Source organism: Cellulomonas dongxiuzhuiae, from assembly GCF_018623035.1.
GTDB classification, from domain to species: Bacteria; Actinomycetota; Actinomycetes; order Actinomycetales; family Cellulomonadaceae; genus Cellulomonas; species Cellulomonas dongxiuzhuiae.
Window position 1 is genome coordinate 3,237,033 of record NZ_CP076023.1, and the last position, 15,940, is coordinate 3,252,972.

Annotated in this window: 18 protein-coding genes and 2 riboswitches; of the genes, 10 read left to right on the forward strand and 8 right to left on the reverse strand. The window is 75.0% G+C overall.

Annotated features, from left to right (window positions below; genetic code table 11):
* Nucleotides 1–109 precede the first annotated feature (109 nt).
* The 6 genes from KKR89_RS14640 (at nt 110) to KKR89_RS14665 (ending at nt 5,622) form a co-directional block, all read left to right on the forward strand.
* Nucleotides 110–1,477, forward strand: coding sequence for an acetyl-CoA C-acetyltransferase (locus KKR89_RS14640; protein ID WP_208196081.1), 1,368 nt, complete (start codon nt 110–112; stop codon nt 1,475–1,477).
* Between the two features lie 104 nt (nt 1,478–1,581).
* A complete protein-coding gene (locus KKR89_RS14645; protein WP_208196082.1) occupies nt 1,582–2,973 on the forward strand; it encodes a 3-oxoacyl-ACP reductase in 1,392 nt (463 codons plus the stop codon).
* The gene (locus KKR89_RS14650; protein ID WP_208196083.1) at nt 2,970–3,878 is read left to right on the forward strand and encodes a MaoC/PaaZ C-terminal domain-containing protein; all 909 of its coding nucleotides are present in this window, start codon (nt 2,970–2,972) and stop codon (nt 3,876–3,878) included. The genes KKR89_RS14645 and KKR89_RS14650 overlap by 4 nt, the downstream gene beginning before the upstream one ends.
* 70 nt (nt 3,879–3,948) lie before the next feature.
* Nucleotides 3,949–4,554 carry a pentapeptide repeat-containing protein gene (locus tag KKR89_RS14655; protein WP_208196084.1) on the forward strand — a complete coding sequence of 202 codons (606 nt, stop codon included), beginning with the start codon at nt 3,949–3,951 and terminating at the stop codon, nt 4,552–4,554.
* 55 nt (nt 4,555–4,609) lie between these two features.
* Nucleotides 4,610–5,080, forward strand: coding sequence for a hypothetical protein (locus KKR89_RS14660; protein ID WP_208196085.1), 471 nt, complete (start codon nt 4,610–4,612; stop codon nt 5,078–5,080).
* 65 nt (nt 5,081–5,145) lie between these two features.
* Nucleotides 5,146–5,622 (forward strand): hypothetical protein, encoded by a 477-nt coding sequence (locus KKR89_RS14665; RefSeq protein WP_208196086.1) that lies wholly within the window; start codon nt 5,146–5,148, stop codon nt 5,620–5,622.
* A 19-nt stretch (nt 5,623–5,641) separates the two neighbouring features.
* Here the strand turns inward: KKR89_RS14665 and KKR89_RS18595 are convergent, their stop codons facing one another.
* The 3 genes from KKR89_RS18595 to KKR89_RS14685 form a co-directional block, all read right to left on the reverse strand.
* A complete protein-coding gene (locus KKR89_RS18595; RefSeq protein WP_307802218.1) occupies nt 5,642–6,727 on the reverse strand; it encodes a GNAT family N-acetyltransferase in 1,086 nt (361 codons plus the stop codon).
* 28 nt (nt 6,728–6,755) lie between these two features.
* Nucleotides 6,756–8,198: an aminotransferase class V-fold PLP-dependent enzyme gene (locus KKR89_RS14680; protein WP_208196087.1), complete on the reverse strand. Its 1,443-nt coding sequence runs from the start codon at nt 8,196–8,198 to the stop codon at nt 6,756–6,758.
* Nucleotides 8,199–8,234: 36 nt separating this feature from the next.
* Nucleotides 8,235–8,348: riboswitch (SAM riboswitch) on the reverse strand.
* A gap of 93 nt (nt 8,349–8,441) precedes the next feature.
* Nucleotides 8,442–8,981 carry a GNAT family N-acetyltransferase gene (locus tag KKR89_RS14685; protein WP_208196088.1) on the reverse strand — a complete coding sequence of 180 codons (540 nt, stop codon included), beginning with the start codon at nt 8,979–8,981 and terminating at the stop codon, nt 8,442–8,444.
* A gap of 98 nt (nt 8,982–9,079) precedes the next feature.
* Nucleotides 9,080–9,177, forward strand: a riboswitch (SAM riboswitch).
* Nucleotides 9,178–9,181: 4 nt separating this feature from the next.
* Between KKR89_RS14685 and KKR89_RS14690 the strand changes: the two genes are divergently transcribed.
* On the forward strand, nt 9,182–9,625 hold the full coding sequence (locus tag KKR89_RS14690) for a rhodanese-like domain-containing protein (protein WP_208196089.1): 444 nt from the start codon (nt 9,182–9,184) through the stop codon (nt 9,623–9,625).
* Entirely contained in the window at nt 9,622–10,878 is a 1,257-nt protein-coding gene (locus tag KKR89_RS14695; RefSeq protein ID WP_208196090.1) for an O-succinylhomoserine sulfhydrylase, read from the forward strand. Before KKR89_RS14690 ends, KKR89_RS14695 begins: the two co-directional genes overlap by 4 nt.
* Before the next feature lie 55 nt (nt 10,879–10,933).
* On the opposite strand, the gene KKR89_RS14700 is transcribed toward KKR89_RS14695, so the two are convergent.
* Nucleotides 10,934–11,443 (reverse strand): hypothetical protein, encoded by a 510-nt coding sequence (locus KKR89_RS14700; protein ID WP_208196091.1) that lies wholly within the window; start codon nt 11,441–11,443, stop codon nt 10,934–10,936.
* A 127-nt stretch (nt 11,444–11,570) separates the two neighbouring features.
* Here KKR89_RS14700 and KKR89_RS14705 point away from each other — a divergent pair, with 127 nt between their 5' ends.
* A complete protein-coding gene (locus KKR89_RS14705) occupies nt 11,571–12,581 on the forward strand; it encodes an aldo/keto reductase family protein (protein WP_208196092.1) in 1,011 nt (336 codons plus the stop codon).
* 113 nt (nt 12,582–12,694) lie between these two features.
* Here the strand turns inward: KKR89_RS14705 and KKR89_RS14710 are convergent, their stop codons facing one another.
* Nucleotides 12,695–13,276, reverse strand: coding sequence for a hypothetical protein (locus KKR89_RS14710; RefSeq protein WP_208196093.1), 582 nt, complete (start codon nt 13,274–13,276; stop codon nt 12,695–12,697).
* A 213-nt stretch (nt 13,277–13,489) separates the two neighbouring features.
* Between KKR89_RS14710 and KKR89_RS14715 the strand changes: the two genes are divergently transcribed.
* Nucleotides 13,490–14,134 (forward strand): DUF1345 domain-containing protein, encoded by a 645-nt coding sequence (locus KKR89_RS14715; RefSeq protein ID WP_251140907.1) that lies wholly within the window; start codon nt 13,490–13,492, stop codon nt 14,132–14,134.
* 2 nt (nt 14,135–14,136) lie between these two features.
* Here the strand turns inward: KKR89_RS14715 and KKR89_RS14720 are convergent, their stop codons facing one another.
* From KKR89_RS14720 to purS, 3 genes are all read right to left on the reverse strand, one after another.
* Nucleotides 14,137–14,865 carry a DUF72 domain-containing protein gene (locus KKR89_RS14720; RefSeq protein ID WP_208196095.1) on the reverse strand — a complete coding sequence of 243 codons (729 nt, stop codon included), beginning with the start codon at nt 14,863–14,865 and terminating at the stop codon, nt 14,137–14,139.
* Between the two features lie 90 nt (nt 14,866–14,955).
* Complete coding sequence (gene purQ / locus KKR89_RS14725) at nt 14,956–15,651, reverse strand: phosphoribosylformylglycinamidine synthase subunit PurQ (protein WP_208196096.1); 696 nt, start codon at nt 15,649–15,651, stop codon at nt 14,956–14,958.
* On the reverse strand, nt 15,651–15,938 hold the full coding sequence (purS, locus tag KKR89_RS14730; protein WP_191782714.1) for a phosphoribosylformylglycinamidine synthase subunit PurS: 288 nt from the start codon (nt 15,936–15,938) through the stop codon (nt 15,651–15,653). Before purS ends, purQ begins: the two co-directional genes overlap by 1 nt.
* Nucleotides 15,939–15,940: the final 2 nt, after the last annotated feature.

Here is a 15,940-nt window from a genome sequence, read left to right on the forward strand (position 1 = left end):
GGTATCAGGTACTGTGGGTTGCGGACATCATTCCGGGACGTTCGTCCCTCTCCGGAGGGCACGGGGTCCGCTAGCCCGTCATCGACGTCGATGCGAGAGGGAGCGCCACATGGCCGCCCGCACCCCCAGCACCTCCCCGTCCACCGCAACGAGCCCGCCGCCCGGCGCACCGCGCCGCGCGTACGTCCTCGGCGGCAACCGGATCCCGTTCGCCCGGGCCGGCGGCAAGTACGCGCAGGCGAGCAACCAGGACATGCTCACCGCCGCCCTCGACGGGCTCGTCGCACGCTTCGGCCTGCAGGGCGAGTCGATCGGCGAGGTCGCCGCCGGCGCCGTGCTCAAGCACAGCCGCGACTTCAACCTCACGCGGGAGGCCGTGCTCGGCTCGGCGCTGGCCGCCACGACGCCCGCGTACGACGTGCAGCAGGCCTGCGCGACCGGCCTGGAGACCGTCGTCTCGCTGTCCAACAAGATCCGCCTCGGCCAGCTCGAGTCCGCGATCGCCGGCGGCGTCGACACGACGTCCGACGCGCCGATCGCCGTCAGCGACCGGCTGCGGCGCGTGCTGCTCGACCTCTCGCACGCCCGGACGCCGCAGCAGCGGCTCAAGGCGATCGCGCGCCTGCGCCCCAAGGACCTGGCCCCCGCCACGCCGCGCACGTCCGAGCCGCGCACCCACCTGTCGATGGGTGAGCACCAGGCCCTGACGACCGCGCAGTGGCAGATCACGCGCGAGGCGCAGGACGAGGTCGCGCTGCGCAGCCACCAGCGGCTCGCCGCCGCGTACGACTCCGGGTTCTTCGACGACCTCGTCACGCCGTACCGCGGCCTGACGCGCGACGCGAACCTGCGCGCGGACACGTCGATGGAGAAGCTCGCGAAGCTCAACCCCACGTTCGGCCTCGGCCTGGACGCGCCCGCCACGATGACGGCGGGCAACTCGACGCCGCTCACGGACGGTGCGTCGACCGTGCTGCTGGGGTCGGCCGAGTGGGCGGCCGCGCACGACCTCACGCCGCTCGCCGCGGTCGTCGACGCCGAGGCCGGCGCCGTCGACTTCGTGCACGGCGTCGACGGGCTGCTCATGGCACCGGTCTTCGCGGTCCCGCGCCTGCTCGCCCGGCACGGCCTGAGCCTGGCCGACCTCGACTACGTCGAGATCCACGAAGCCTTCGCGTCCACCGTCCTGACGACGCTCGCCGCCTGGGAGTCCGAGGAGTTCGGCCGCGAGCGCCTGGGCCTGGACGGCGCGTTCGGCACCGTCGAGGCGGACCGGCTCAACGTGCACGGGTCGTCGCTGGCCGCCGGGCACCCCTTCGCCGCGACGGGCGGACGCATCGTCGCGACCATCGCCAAGGAGCTGCACGTGCGCCGCGCCACGCAGGTCGCTGCGGGCAACGACGCGCCCGTGCGCGCCCTGGTCTCGGTCTGCGCCGCCGGCGGCCTCGGCCTGACAGCCCTCCTCGAAGCCGCCTGACCCCTCTCTCACCCCCTCCCCAGGGGGCGAGAGAGCAATCCCGTCACTCCCCCCGCTCCCGGTGGGAGAGCAGCCCAGCACCGCCCGACGACGCAGGAGTCGCGATGACCGACCGTTACCTCGAGCTCGTCAACAGCGGGCTCACCCAGAAGCTCGCGCAGCAGCTCGGCCTGCCCCGGCCCGCCGTGCTGCGCCGCCACCGCCCGGGGCAGCCGCTGCTCGACGGGCCCGCACTCGTGCTGGGCTCCGGGCCCGACGCCGACGCGCTCGCCTCGCTGCTGTCGTCGCCCGCGGGCGGCGCCACGCCGACGGGCGACGCTCCGGCCGTCCTCGACGGCTGGGACCTCGAGGTGCACCGGCACGCGTCGCCCGACGTGCGGTACGCCGCGGTCGTGCTCGTCCTGACGGACGTCGAGCACCCCGACGACCTGATGGCGCCCGTGCTCGCGGCCGCGTCGACCCTCAAGGGGCTGCGACGCGGCGGCCGCGTCGTCACGGTCTCGCGCCCCGCGCTCGACTCCGACGCACCCGCGGTCGCCGCGGCCCGGCAGGGCGTCGACGGCCTCCTGCGGTCGCTCGCCAAGGAGCTGCGCAACGGTGCGACGGGCAACGGCGTCGTCGTCGCGCAGGACGTGGCCGTCACCGCGCCGAGCGTCGTCGCGGCGCTGCGGTTCTTCCTCTCGGCGCGCTCCGCGTTCGTCGACGGGCAGCTGCTCGAGGTCGACTCCGACGCGGGCGAGCTGCCGACCGACTGGGACAAGCCCCTGGCCGGCAGGGTCGCGGTCGTCACGGGCGCGGCGCGCGGCATCGGCGCCTCGATCGCCGACGTGCTCGCGCGCGACGGCGCCACCGTCGTGGCCGTCGACGTGCCCGCCGCCGGCGAGCAGCTCGTGCAGGTCGCCAACCGTGTGCGCGGCACGGCCCTGCAGCTCGACGTCACGGCGCCGGACGCGGGCGAGCGCATCCTCGAGCACGCGCGGAGCCGCCACGGCCGGCTCGACATCGTCGTCCACAACGCGGGGATCACGCGCGACAAGCTGCTCGCCAACATGAGCGACGACAAGTGGGCGTCGGTGCTGGCCGTCAACATCGCGTCGCAGCTGCGCATCAACGAGGCCCTGCTGACGTCCGGGGACTTCGTCGACGCGCCGCGCATCGTGTCGCTCGCGTCGACCTCGGGCATCGCGGGCAACCGCGGCCAGACCAACTACGCGGCGTCCAAGGGCGGCGTCATCGGCATGGTGCGGGCGACCGCGCCGCTGCTCGTGCCGTTCGGCGGCACCGCGAACGCGGTCGCGCCCGGCTTCATCGAGACCGAGATGACCGCACGCATCCCGGCGGTCACGCGGCAGGTCGCGCGCCGGCTCAACTCGCTGCAGCAGGGTGGTCTGCCCGTGGACGTCGCCGAGGCGATCGCGTTCCTCGCGTCACCCGCGGCCGGTGGCGTCGTCGGACGCACGCTGCGCGTGTGCGGCCAGAACATGGTGGGCCGGTGACCTCGCCGGCCACGCAGGTCGTCCTGCCGCGGGTCCCGTCCCTCGGCGGCCTGTACGGACGCGGGCTCGTCGCGTCCGCCCGGCTCGGCGTCACCGGCGGCGCGCGGTCCGCGGGGCGCGCGCTGCCGGACGTCACCTACGTGGTCGACGACGTCCGCGCGCAGGCCGACCACCTGACCGCCTACCAGCACCTGCTGCACGAGGCCGCGACGGACGCGCTGCCCGCCGGGTACGTGCACGTGCTCGCGTTCCCGGTGGCCATGGCGCTCATGGTGCGGCCCGACTTCCCGCTGCCGCTGCTGGGCATGGTGCACGTCGCCAACCGCGTCGAGCAGCGCCGGACGCTGACGCTCGGCGACCGGCTCGGTGTCCGCGCCTGGGCGCGGGACCTGCGACCCCACCGCGCCGGCACGCAGGTCGACCTGGTCACCGAGGTCGCGTCGGGCGGGGACCTCGCGTGGCGGGGCGTCTCGACGTACCTCGCGAAGGGCGTGCGCCTGGCTGACGCGCGCGACGAGGCTCGTGACGACTCCGTGCGGCCGGCCTTCACGCCGCCCGTGCGCACGGGCCGCTGGGAGCTGCCCGCCGACGTGGGCCGGCGCTACGCGGCCGTGTCGGGCGACCGCAACCCGATCCACCTGTCACCGCTCACGGCACGAGCGCTCGGGTTCCCGCGCGCCATCGCGCACGGCATGTACACGGCGTCGCGCGCGCTCGCCGACGTGGGCGCCGCGCGGGGCGACGCGTTCACGTGGTCGGTGGAGTTCGCGGCCCCCGTGCTGCTGCCCGCGACGCCGGACGTCCGCGTCGCCCCGGTCGACGACGGCCACGAGTTCGCGGTCTGGCACCCCCGCACGGGCCGCCTCCACCTCTCGGGCACGGTCACACCCCTCCCCGGGGCGTGAGGAGGGCGATCCCGCACGGCCCCGCACGTGCCGAGGCAGGTCCCCGTCGGGGGCGTGGCAGGCTCGGGGGATGCTGAGCGGTGACGCCTACGACCTCGAGCCCGACGCCGACCTCGACGCCATGCGGTTCGCGGGGCTCGACCTGAGCGGCCGGGACGCGTCGCGCGCACGCATCCTGGAGTGCGAGGTGGACGACTGCGACCTCGACGGGACGGTGCTCGACGGCGCGCGCGTCCTCGACACGTCGTGGACCGCGGTGCGCGCGGGCGCCCTGCGGGCACCGTCGTCGACGTGGCGCGACGCGACGCTCACCGACCTGCGCGTCGGCGCGTTCACCGCGTTCGCCTCGACGTGGACGCGCGTGACCGTGACCGGCGGCAAGATCGACTACCTCGACCTGCGCGAGTCGAGCGTCGAGGAGCTGCGGCTGGAGAACGTGACCCTCGGTGACCTCGACCTGAGCCACGCGCGCGTCAAGCGGCTCGTCGTCGTCGACTGCGACGTGCGCCGCCTCGACACGACGCAGGCTCGCCTCGTCGAGTGCGACCTGCGCGGCGCACGGCTGCGGGTCCTTGAGGGCGTCGGCGGGCTGGGCGGCGCGAAGGTCACGCGCGACCAGCTGCTGGACCTCGCACCCCTGCTCGCACAGCACGTCGGCCTCGTCGTCGACGACTGACGCCCGCCGGCCTCGGCGGGGCCCGCCAGGGGCGTGCAGGTGCGAGGATGCCGGCGTGCGACGCGTCCCGACACCGCTGCCGGCCGACGACGTCACGACCGCGCTCCGTCTGCTCGCGCGGGAGTGGGCGACGCGGCTCGCCGGGGCGGCCGACGTCGACGGTCCCGACGTCGACGGCGACGGGTCGGAGAGCACGACCCTTCACCCGTACGCCGACGGCGCGTACTCGGTCGCTGTGACGCACCGGCGCGACCGCCTCGTGGTGTCGGTCGCCGCTCTCGACGGCTGGACGCTGCCGCGGACGCGTGAGGGCGTCGCCGTCGTCCGCGCGGTCGCCGACATGGCGATCGCCGGCGAGATCGAGGTCGGCACCGGCGCCTGGTGGGTCCGGTGCTACCGGGTCACCCTGCCGGACGGCACCGTCCTGACCGACACGACCGATACCAGCATCTGGCGACGTCTGATCCTCGAGGACCGGGGCCCTTGGCGGACCCGGTGGCACAGCACCAGCACGCCGTACGTCTGACGCCGCCGCCCCCACCAAGGGTCACCGTGCCGTGCAGCAACCCGCCGGTCTGCCATGCTGCGGCGATGCCTCGCCCCCACGGCCCGGTCCCGGCAGACGCCACCACGACGGCCCTCCACCTGCTCGTCGAGGAGTGGCGGACGCGCCACGGGGAGGTCGCCCAGGTCGACGGTCCCGAGCCCGTCGACCCGGGGACCGAGGGGCTCGGCATCTACCCGCACGCGGACGGTGCGGTGGAAGTCGACCTGTGGCACGGCGCGGAGGGTCTGCACCTGTCGATCGGTGGGTCCCCCGGCTGGGACCTCCCCCGCAACAGCTCGAGCGTCGACACCGTGAGGGCCGTCGCTGCCGCAGCCGTCGAGGGGCGGATCGAGGTCGGCCGCGGCGGTGGCCTGACCCGGTACCGGGTCACGTTGCCCGACGGTGCGGTCGTCGAGGACGACGCGGCCGACGGGTTCTGGCACGCCATGCTGTTCGAGGTCCGCAAGCCCCGGCGTCTCGCGTGGACGACGTCCGCGCCCTACGAGCCGCCGACCGCCTGACGACGGCATTCGGCGCCGTTCACCACCCCGCGAGCGCCACGACCTCCGCGGCGATCTCCCCCGGGGTGCGGCCGTCGGTCGGCACCCGGTGCACGTCGTCGCCCGCCGCGGCCTCGAGCCGGCCCGCCGCCGCGTCCGAGCGCGTCACGTGCGCGTCGTAGGACTCGCCCTGCTCGCGCCGCCGCAGCCGCTCGCGCGCGACGCCGTCCGAGGCCGTGAGCAGCACGGACGTCACGTGCGGCTGGTCCCCCACGGCGGCCGCGAGGACGTCGGCCTCCAGGACCGACACCGTGTTGGTGTAGACCAGCCGCCGGTGGCCCAGCGACCGGTACCGGCGCCACACGTCCGCGAGGTTGGCCGCGGCGACGCCGTGCTCCCAGGGCGTCGGGTGCGCGAGGTCGAGCGCGTCGCCCTCGACGACGGCGTGCGGCACGTCGCGCCCGACGAGCAGGTCGTGGACGGCCGCCGCCACGGTCGACTTGCCGACCCCCGACCGCCCGCCGATCAGCAGCACCGACGTGCGCTCATCGGCCACCGCACCCCCGGCCAGGCGCGCCTCGAGCCTGGCCCGGACGTCGGGCCACTCGTCGGCGAGGACCGAGAAGTACAGCGAGTCCTGACGCGTGCCGTCCGCCGCGACGCGGTGCCCGCGCAACCGGCCCTCGGGGCGCGCGCCGAGCTTGGTGACGGCCGCGATCGACCGCGCGTTGCGCGCCTCCACCCGGTAGGCGACGCGCGCGACGCCCCACGTCCCGTACGCGTGGGACATGAGCAGCAGCTTGCACGCGGGGTTCACGTGCGTGCCCCACACGCGGGGGTCGTAGTAGGTGTGCCCGATCTCCAGGCGCCCCATCGTCAGGTCGACGTCGTAGCAGGACGTCGACCCCACGACCTCGCCGTCGACGATCACGGCGAAGGCGTACCGGCCGGGCGTCGCCAGCGCGGTCGAGACGACGTCGCGCAGCGCGGCCGCACCGCGCGGCGTGGCCGACGTCATGCCGGCCCACACGCGGTCGTCGACGAACCGCGCCAGCGCCTCCGCGTGCTCGACCGCGAGCGGGACCAGCCGGACACCATGACCCTCGAGGGTCAGTTCGTGCAGCACCGGCCCATTCCACCACCGCCGGGCCGGGTCAGTCGTCGAGGGCCGGGCCGCACGCGGCGGCCGCCGTGGCCGCCAGGTGGTCCAGGCCCGCGACCTCGATGAGCGGGCGCGTGTCGTCCACGACCGACCAGCAGCCGTCGACGACCTCGTACTCGGCCTGCGCGCCGCGCCGCAGCAGGTCCGCGAGCGCAGCGAGGAGCCGGTCGACGTGCTCGGCCGTCGTGCCGACCCCGACGGACGCCCGCACGGCGCCGTTCGACGCCCCGAGGTGCGCGAGCAGCGGGTGGGCGCAGAACCGCCCGTCGCGCACGCCGATGCCGTGCTCGGCGGACAGGTACGCGGCGACGAGGCCCGGGTTGAGGTCGCCCACGACGAACGTCACGACCCCGACCGGGTCGACCGAGTCCGGCCAGATCCGCGCGACGCGGACCCCGTCGAGGGCGTCGAGCCCGGCGACCAGGCGCGTGCGGAGCGCCTGCTCGTGGGCCTCGAGCGCACCGGCCGGCAGGGCCGCGAGCGTGTCGCACGCCTGCGCGAGGGCGATGGCCCCCAGGACGTTGGGCGACCCGGCCTCGTGCCGTGCCGGCGCCGGCTGCCAGACCGTCCGGTCGGCCCGCACGTCGCGCACCGCACCGCCCCCTGCGAGGTACGGCGTGCCCGTGTCGAGCCAGTCCCGGCGGCCCACCAGCGCGCCCGCGCCGAACGGGGCGTACGTCTTGTGCCCCGAGAACGCGACGTAGTCCACGCCGCTCGCCGCGAGCGAGAAGCCGCGGTGCGGCACCAGCTGCGCGCCGTCGACGGCCACGCGCGCACCGGCGGCGTGGGCGATCTCGACCACGCGGTCCAGGGGCAGCGCCTCGCCCGTCACGTTGGACGCGCCCGTGAGCGTGAGCAGCACGTACGAGCGCCGGGCGAGCTCGGCGCGCAGGGCGTCGAGCGTCGCGGCGACGGTCGGCTCGAGCGGCAGGATCGTGGCGATACGCCCCGTCCCCGCGTGCGCCCCGCCGCTGCGCTGCACCCACGGCAGCAGGTTGGCGTGGTGCTCGACGTCGAGGACGAGCACGGCCCCGCCGGCGGGCACGACGCCCGCGAGGAGGTTGAGCGAGTCGGTCGTGTTGCGCGTGATGACGGCGACGTCGTCCGGGCGGGCACCGACGAACCGGGCGATCGTGTCGCGCGACGTCTCGTACAGCGCCGTCGAGACCTGCGAGAGGTACCCGGCACCGCGGTGCACGGACGCGTAGAGCGGCAGCACCTCGCTGATGCGCGCGGTGACGGCCTCGAGCGCCGGCGCGCTCGCGGCGCAGTCGAGGTTGGCGTAGGTGCGGCTGGTGCCGTCGACGAGCGGCACGGTGGTGGACGCGCCGACGACGGCCAGCAGGGGTGCCTCCTCGCGGGGCGCGGCCGGGGTCGCGGTCGAGGTGCCCGTGACCTCGTCGGCACAGGCGAACAGCTCGGTGACGGACGTCATGGTGCTCCTCCGGAACGGTCCGGGGACCCCCAGGAGGTCCCGCGCTTGCCGGCACCGAACGGCGCGCGGCCAGGTCGTCACCCGGGGCACCCCGCCGCGGAGGAGGGTTGCCGGCCAGCGAGCCGGGGCTTGACGCTGGCGCTCATGACCTGGGTCGAGGATCCGCGTCCCGACGTGCGCGTGTCAACGCCGACACGACGTTCCTCCCAGCATCCGAGACGGTGCGTCTCGCATGCTGTGCATTCAGGTGCGGCGGGGTGGGGCGAGATCGCGCACCATGACCACGCTGCGGTAGGTCTTGCCGGGCCACTGCACGGTGTCGGCGTCGACGAAGCCCCACCGGCGGTACATGGCACGCAGCCCGGTCGCGGGCACCGCCGTGTCCAGCCCCACGGACCGCATGCCGCGCTCGAGCGACCACGTGCGCACGGTCGTCCAGAGCCGCGTCGCGAGCCCGTGCCCGCGCGCGTCCGGGTGCACGGCGAGCTGGTTGAGCCACACGCGGTCGGGCTCGAGCGCGAGCCCGGTGAGCGACCTGATCCCGCGGCCCGGCGGGCTGGACGCGGTCACCGTCCCGACGAGGCCCCCGGCCGGGTCGGCCAGCACCCAGCAGGCACCCACCCGCAGGCTCCGGCGGGCGGTCGTGGCCTCGTCCTGGGACGCCCCGGTGAAGTTGAGGCCGTCGGCCGCGAGGTCGGCGTACGCGGCGTGCAGCAGGCGCGTCAGCGCGGGCACGTCGGCCATGGTCACGGGTCGCAGCACGAGGTCCTCGGGGGCATCCATCGCGCACCACCCTGGCACGCGTCCGCGCCGACCCGCACGGCGGTTCCCCGCGTGAGACGCGCTGCCCGGCGGTGACGGGCGTGGCGTAGCATCTCGCCCGACCATCCAGAGCGGCCGAGAGATCTGGCTCGACGACGCCGCAGCAACCCGCACGGGAGACCGTGGTCGAGGGTGCTACCGCCAGAGACGATGGGAGGACCATGAGCGTGCAGCCACGCCCCGCACCCGGTTACGCCGGGGACATCACGCCGACCGAGGCCTGGGACCTGCTCGCCGAGCGCGACGACGCCGTGCTCGTCGACGTGCGCACCGACGCCGAGTGGCGCTACGTCGGCGTGCCCGACCTGCGTCGGCTGGGACGTCAGGCGGCGCTCGTCGAGTGGGTGTCCTACCCGTCCGGGCAGCCGAACCCGCGGTTCGTCGACCAGGTCGCGGCCACGGGCGTCACCCCGGGCGACGGACGCCCCGTCGTGTTCCTGTGCCGGTCGGGCCAGCGCTCCATCGGCGCGGCCCAGGCGGCGACGGCCGCGGGCTACGGCCCGGCGTACAACGTCCTCGACGGCTTCGAGGGCGCGACGGGCCCGGACGGCCACCGCGGCCACACCGGCTGGCGCGCCGACGGCCTGCCGTGGGTCCAGCCGTGAGCACCCCCCCGCCCGGCCCCGGCGACTGGGACGACCACCGCCTGGACCGCGGCACGCTGCGGCCCGACACGCTCGCGGTGCGCGGCGGCCTCGTGCGCAGCGAGTTCGGCGAGATGTCCGAGGCGGTCTTCCTCACGCAGGGCTACACCTACGCCACGGCTGCGCAGGCGGAGGCGGGCTTCGCCGGTGACGTCGACCGCTTCCTGTACTCGCGGTACGGCAACCCCACCGTCACGAGCTTCGAGGAGCGGCTGCGCCTGCTCGAGGGCGCCGAGGCCTGCTACGCGACCGCGACCGGGATGTCTGCGGTGTTCACGTCGCTCGCGGCGCTCGTCCGCTCCGGGTCGCGGATCGTCGCTGCCCGCGCGCTGTTCGGGTCGTCGGTCGTGATCTTCGACGAGATCCTCGCCAAGTGGGGCGTGCGGACCGACTACGTCGACGGGCACGTGCCCGAGCAGTGGGAGCAGGCGCTCGCGACGCCCGCGGACGTCGTGTTCTTCGAGACGCCGTCCAACCCCATGCAGGACCTGGTCGACATCGCGCACGTGAGCCGTCTCGCGCACGCCGCCGGAGCGACCGTCGTCGTCGACAACGTCTTCGCCACACCCGTGTTCTCCCGCCCGCTCGACCACGGCGCCGACGTGGTCGTGTACTCGGCGACCAAGCACATCGACGGCCAGGGCCGGGTGCTCGGCGGGGCGATCCTCGGGTCGTCGCAGTACGTGCGCGGGCCCGTCCAGACGCTGCTGCGCAACACCGGCCCCTCGCTGTCCCCGTTCAACGCGTGGGTGCTGCTCAAGGGCCTGGAGACCCTGAGCGTGCGGGTGCGCCACCAGGCGGCGTCGGCCCTGACGCTGGCACGGTGGCTCGAGGAGCAGCCGCAGGTCGCGCAGGTCCGCTACCCGTTCCTCGAGTCCCACCCGCAGCACGACCTGGCGCGCGCGCAGCAGACCGGCGGCGGCACGGTCGTCACGTTCGACCTCGCCGTGGCGGGCGACGCGGCGGCCGAGGCGGCGAAGACGGCCACGTTCGGCGTCCTCGACGCGCTGCGGGTCGTCGACATCTCGAACAACCTGGGCGACGCCAAGTCGATCGTCACGCACCCGGCGACGACGACGCACCGCAAGCTCGGCCCCGCGGGCCGGGCGACCGTCGGCATCGGCGAGTCGACGGTCCGGCTGTCGGTCGGGCTCGAGGACGTCGAGGACCTGCGCGACGACCTCGCGCAGGCGCTGGCCACGCTCGCGCGCTGACGCGGCCCGGGGGCTGACGCGGTGCGGGACTGACGCGCGTCGCGGCGGGCGCGCGTCAGCCGGCCGGGACCAGGCCGACGGCCACCGTCGAGTCGGACGCCGCGACCACGCTCACGTCGACGGGGCCGCCGGGCACCTCGAACGCGTCGCTGTCGGCCATGGTCGAGCCGCCCTCGATCATCGGGATGCACGGCGCCTGGTACGACGTGAGGTCGTTGCCCCCGGCGGCCACCGTGACGGTGACGGGTGCACCGTCGCTCGACGTGCACGCGACGCGCAGCAGGTGCGGACCGGCTGTGGTCTCGGCGACCTGCGCCGTCTCGGTCGCACCGCCGGCGATCTCGGCCGCGAGCGCCTGGACGGCCCCGCCGGCGGCCTCGAGCGCGGCGCTCTGGTCCGCCACGGGGGGCAGCTCGGTCGCACCCTTGCCCTCGCCCGTGACCGGGGGTGGGGAGAGGTTCTCCTCCGGGGCGTCCGCGCCGTCGGGCGGGGTGGTGCCGTCGGAGCACGCGGCGAGCGCGAGCAGCAGGAGGGGGACCGCAGCGAGACGTCGTCGGGATCGCATGGCGGGGACGGTAGCGCAGCGACCTGTGCAACGCGCACCTGTGTCCACCAGAGGGACGAACCGTGCGTACCGGACGCACGGGGCGGCGCCCGCGCTGGCTGACCCGATCGGGTGAGAGGCTGCCTGCATGCACTTTCGCTTCCTCGGCAACTCCGGCCTCAAGATCTCCGAGCTCACCTACGGCAACTGGCTGACCCACGGGTCCCAGGTCGAGAACGACACGGCGACGGCCTGCGTGCGCGCCGCGCTCGACGTCGGCATCACGACGTTCGACACCGCGGACGTCTACGCCAACACCGTCGCCGAGTCGGTCCTCGGCGACGCGCTCGTCGGCGAGCGGCGCGAGTCGCTCGAGATCCTCACCAAGGTCTTCTGGCCCACCGGGCCGAAGGGCCCCAACGACACGGGCCTGTCGCGCAAGCACATCCGCGAGTCCATCGACGGGTCGCTCAAGCGCCTGCGCACGGACTACGTCGACCTGTACCAGGCGCACCGCTACGACCACGAGACGCCCCTCGAGGAGACGATGCAGGCGTTCGCCGACGTCGTCCGCCAGGGCAAGGCGCTCTACATCGGCGTCAGCGAGTGGACCGCCGACCAGATCCGCGCGGGCCACGCGCTCGCGAAGGACCTGGGCGTGCAGCTCGTCTCGAACCAGCCGCAGTACTCGATGCTGTGGCGCGTCATCGAGCCCGAGGTCGTCCCGACCTCCCGCGAGCTCGGCGTCTCGCAGATCGTGTGGTCCCCCATCGCGCAGGGCGTGCTCACGGGCAAGTACGCGCCGGGCGCCCCGCTGCCCGCGGGCTCCCGCGCGACGGACGAGAAGGGCGGGGCGAACATGATCAAGTCGTTCCTGCGCGACGACGTCCTCGAGCGGGTCCAGGGCCTGCGCCCCGTCGCCGACGAGCTCGGGCTCACGATGGCGCAGCTCGCGATCGCGTGGGTGCTGGCCAACGACAACGTGTCCGCGGCGATCATCGGCGCGTCGCGTCCCGAGCAGGTGCACGACAACGCCAAGGCCGCGGGCGTCGAGCTCCCCGCCGAGGTGCTCGCGCGCATCGACGAGGTCCTCGGTGACGTCGTCGTGGCCGACCCGGCCGAGACCGCCAAGGCGTCGCCGGCGAAGCGCCTGGTCTGACCCCGCCCGGTCCGACGCACGCCCCCGCACCGGTCCGGTGCGGGGGCGTCGTCGTCACAGCTCGACGGTCGCGTGCTCGCCGCCGGCGTACGCGCGGCCGGTGACCTCGGCCTTCACCCGGCTGATGACGGTCGCGAGCCGCCCGCGACGGCGAGGGTCGCCGCGTGCCGGCGCGACCGCCCCACCAGGGCGAGCGCGACCGTGTCCACGCCGGTCCGGGCGGCCAGCGCGGTCGCGTCCGCGGTCAGGCGACCGGCCGGGGCGATGAGCCACGTGGTCGACGGTGACCACGTGAGGGCGGCGAACGCCTCGGCGTACGCGACGGCGGCCCGGCGCCGGGCCGCGTCGGCGTCGTCGTCGGCGACGACCGCCTCGACCTCCAGGACGACCCGGACGTCGGCCCGGTCGCGTCCGACGGCGCGGACCTCGTCCTCGAGCACCTCGACGAGCGCGCGCACGGCCGCCGCGGTCGGCAGCGCCGCGGAGTGGACGATGCGCACGACGTCCGCCCGGGCGGCCGCGAGCGCGAGCGTCGTCGGGTCGAGCGCGTCGGCGTCCAGCAGGAACTCGGTCGCGTCGTCACGACGCGAGGAGGCGGCGACCTCGACCGTCGGTGCGGCGGTGGGGGCGGCCGGGCGTGCGGCGGCGGGGGCGGCGGGGGTCGCGCGGAGCGGCGCGAGAAGGTGCTGAGCCACGGGGATCGTCCTCGGGGGTGGTGCGGGTGCGCAGCCGGGCTGAGCCGCAGGCGCGCGGGGTCGTCAGCTCAGCGACAACACACCCGGACCGAGAACATGCGGCCGACAGTAGCCGCCGGCCCGTCGTGACGCCACCCCCTCCCGCCTGCCGGAACGCCGGGCGTCCCGGCCGCTCGCGTGGTCGCGGCCTGCCCGCGGGGGTTGGATGGGGTCGTGACCCGGAACCCGGCGTACCGCGACGTCACGCCGGCGGCGCGACTGGCCGTCGCCAGCGGCGCCGGCGTGATCGCGGGCTGGGGCGTCGCCACGGCCTACGCGGGATCGTTCGCCGCGGCCCTCCTGTCCGGCTGGGCCGTCGCAGGTCTGGTGTTCGCCGGCTGGAGCTGGGCCTTCCTGTGGCCGCTCGACGCCGAGCAGACCCGCACGCACTCGCTGCGCGAGGAGCCGACCCGGCTCGTGACGCACGCGCTGGTCGTGGGCGCCGGGGTGATGAGTCTCGTCGGCGTCGTGGTGGTGCTCGCGACGCACGACCGGGGGCGCGTCCTCGCGCTCGTCTCGGCGCTCGTCGCGGTCGTCGCGTCGTGGACGTCGCTGCACACCGTGTTCGCACTGCGTTACGCGCGGATCTGGTACACCCCGCCGTACGGCGAGATCGACTTCCACCAGGAGGAGCCGCCCCGGTACTCCGACTTCGCCTACGTCGCGTTCACCGTCGCCATGAGCTTCGCGATGTCCGACCCCGACGTCCGCTCGTCGGACCTGCGGCGCGTCGTCCTGGCCCACGCGCTGCTGTCGTACCTCTTCGGCACGGTCATCGTCGCGCTGCTCGTCAACGTGGTCGCCGGGCTCACGCCCTGACCTCACCGGCCCAGGAGCCCGCGCAGCGTCCAGGCGTTGCGCACGGCGTTGCCGCCGCCGTCGTTGTTGAAGTAGGCGACCACGTCGTGCCCGCCGGCGGACCACTCGCCGATGCGGTCGGCCCACCAGCGCAGGTCGTCGTCGGAGTACGACCCGGCGTACAGGTGCTGGTGGTCGGGGCCGTGCAGCCGCACGTAGACGAGGCGCGACGTGGCCCGCAGGACGCACGGGACGCCCGCTCCGGACACCACGCAGTACGCCGCGCCGTGCTGCGCGAGCAGGTCGAAGACCGCGTCGGTCTGCCACGACGGGTGCCGCAGCTCGACCGCCACCTGCACCCAGTCCGGCAGGGTGCCGAGGAACCACGCGAGCCGGGCGTCGTCCCGCTCGGCGTCGGGCCGCAGCTGCACGAGCAGCGCCTCACGGCGTCCCCGCAGCTCGTGCCACGACCGCGAGATCCGCTCCGACCACACCTCGGGCCCGTACAGGCGCCGCGCGTGCGTCAGGCCGCGCGACGCCTTGACCGACATCGTGAAGCCCTCCGGCAGCCGCTCGCGCCACGACGCGAACGCCGCCTCGCGCGGCCAGCGGTAGAAGCTCGCGTTGAGCTCGACGGTGTCGAACGCCTCGACGTACCGCGCGAGCCGGTCACGGGCCGGCAGGCCCGGACGGTAGAGGACGCCGTCCCAGTGGTCGTACGACCACCCCGACGTGCCGATGCGGATCGTCACCCCCGTACCCTCGCCCGTCGCGCGCGGCCACGCACGCCGACGGTCGGACGACGCGCGCGCGCACCGCGGGGAGACGTGAGGTCGCCCGCGTCAGCCGACGAGGGCCTGCAGGACCGACGTGAAGAACCGCAGCCCGTCGGTCCCGGACCGCGGGCCCCGGGCGCCGTCGGGACCGAAGCCGGCCTCGACCGCGTGCTCGGGGTGCGGCATGAGACCCACGACGTTGCCGGCGGCGTTGCTGATGCCCGCGATGTCCCGGCGGGACCCGTTGGGGTTGCCGTCCTGGTACCGGAACACGACGCGCCCCTCGCCCTCGAGCTCGTCGAGGGTGCGCTCGTCGGCGACGTACTGCCCGTCCTGGTTCTTCAGCGGGATCGTGATGCGCTCGCCCGTGGCGTACGCCCGCGTCCACGCCGTGTCGGCATTCTCGACCGAGAGCACCTGCTCCCGGCACAGGAAGTGCAGGTGGTCGTTCTTGATCATCGACCCGGGCAGCAGGTGCGCCTCGGTGAGGACCTGGAAGCCGTTGCAGATGCCGAGCACCGGCAGGCCCCGGCCTGCGGCGTCGACGATCTCGCCCATGACGGGCGCGAACCGGCTGATCGCCCCGGCGCGCAGGTAGTCGCCGTAGGAGAACCCGCCGGGCAGCACGACCGCGTCGACGCCCTTGAGGTCGGCGTCCGCGTGCCACAGCGCCACGGGCTCGCCGCCGGCCAGGCGCACCGCGCGGGCGGCGTCCCGGTCGTCCAGCGTGCCGGGGAACGTGACGACCCCGATGCGACCCATCAGGCCAGGCCCTGCGACGTGACGGTGGCGGCGGCGTCGGCCTCGATGTCGGCGACGCGCACGACGTCCTCGATGACCGGGTTCGACAGCACCTGCTCGGCCGCGGCGGCGGCGGCGTCGAGGACCTCGGGCGTCACGGGTCCGTCGACCTCGAGCTCGAACCGCTTGCCCTGCCGCACCGCGGTGAACTGGCCGAAGCCCAGACGCGGCAGCGCGTTCGCGACGGCCTTGCCCTGCGGGTCGAGGATCTCGGGCTTCGGCATGACGTCGACGACGACTCGTCCCACGG

Excerpts from the sequence above, each read along its gene's own strand:
- KKR89_RS14640 (WP_208196081.1), top strand. The coding sequence starts at position 110 with ATGGCCGCCCGCACCCCCAGCACCTCCCCGTCCACCGCAACGAGCCCG.
- KKR89_RS14645 (WP_208196082.1), top strand. The coding sequence starts at position 1,582 with ATGACCGACCGTTACCTCGAGCTCGTCAACAGCGGGCTCACCCAGAAG.
- KKR89_RS14655 (WP_208196084.1), top strand. The coding sequence starts at position 3,949 with ATGCTGAGCGGTGACGCCTACGACCTCGAGCCCGACGCCGACCTCGAC.
- KKR89_RS14665 (WP_208196086.1), top strand. The coding sequence starts at position 5,146 with ATGCCTCGCCCCCACGGCCCGGTCCCGGCAGACGCCACCACGACGGCC.
- KKR89_RS14680 (WP_208196087.1), bottom strand. The coding sequence starts at position 8,198 with ATGACGTCCGTCACCGAGCTGTTCGCCTGTGCCGACGAGGTCACGGGC.
- KKR89_RS14685 (WP_208196088.1), bottom strand. The coding sequence starts at position 8,981 with ATGGATGCCCCCGAGGACCTCGTGCTGCGACCCGTGACCATGGCCGAC.
- KKR89_RS14690 (WP_208196089.1), top strand. The coding sequence starts at position 9,182 with ATGAGCGTGCAGCCACGCCCCGCACCCGGTTACGCCGGGGACATCACG.
- KKR89_RS14700 (WP_208196091.1), bottom strand. The coding sequence starts at position 11,443 with ATGCGATCCCGACGACGTCTCGCTGCGGTCCCCCTCCTGCTGCTCGCG.
- KKR89_RS14705 (WP_208196092.1), top strand. The coding sequence starts at position 11,571 with ATGCACTTTCGCTTCCTCGGCAACTCCGGCCTCAAGATCTCCGAGCTC.
- purQ (WP_208196096.1), bottom strand. The coding sequence starts at position 15,651 with ATGGGTCGCATCGGGGTCGTCACGTTCCCCGGCACGCTGGACGACCGG.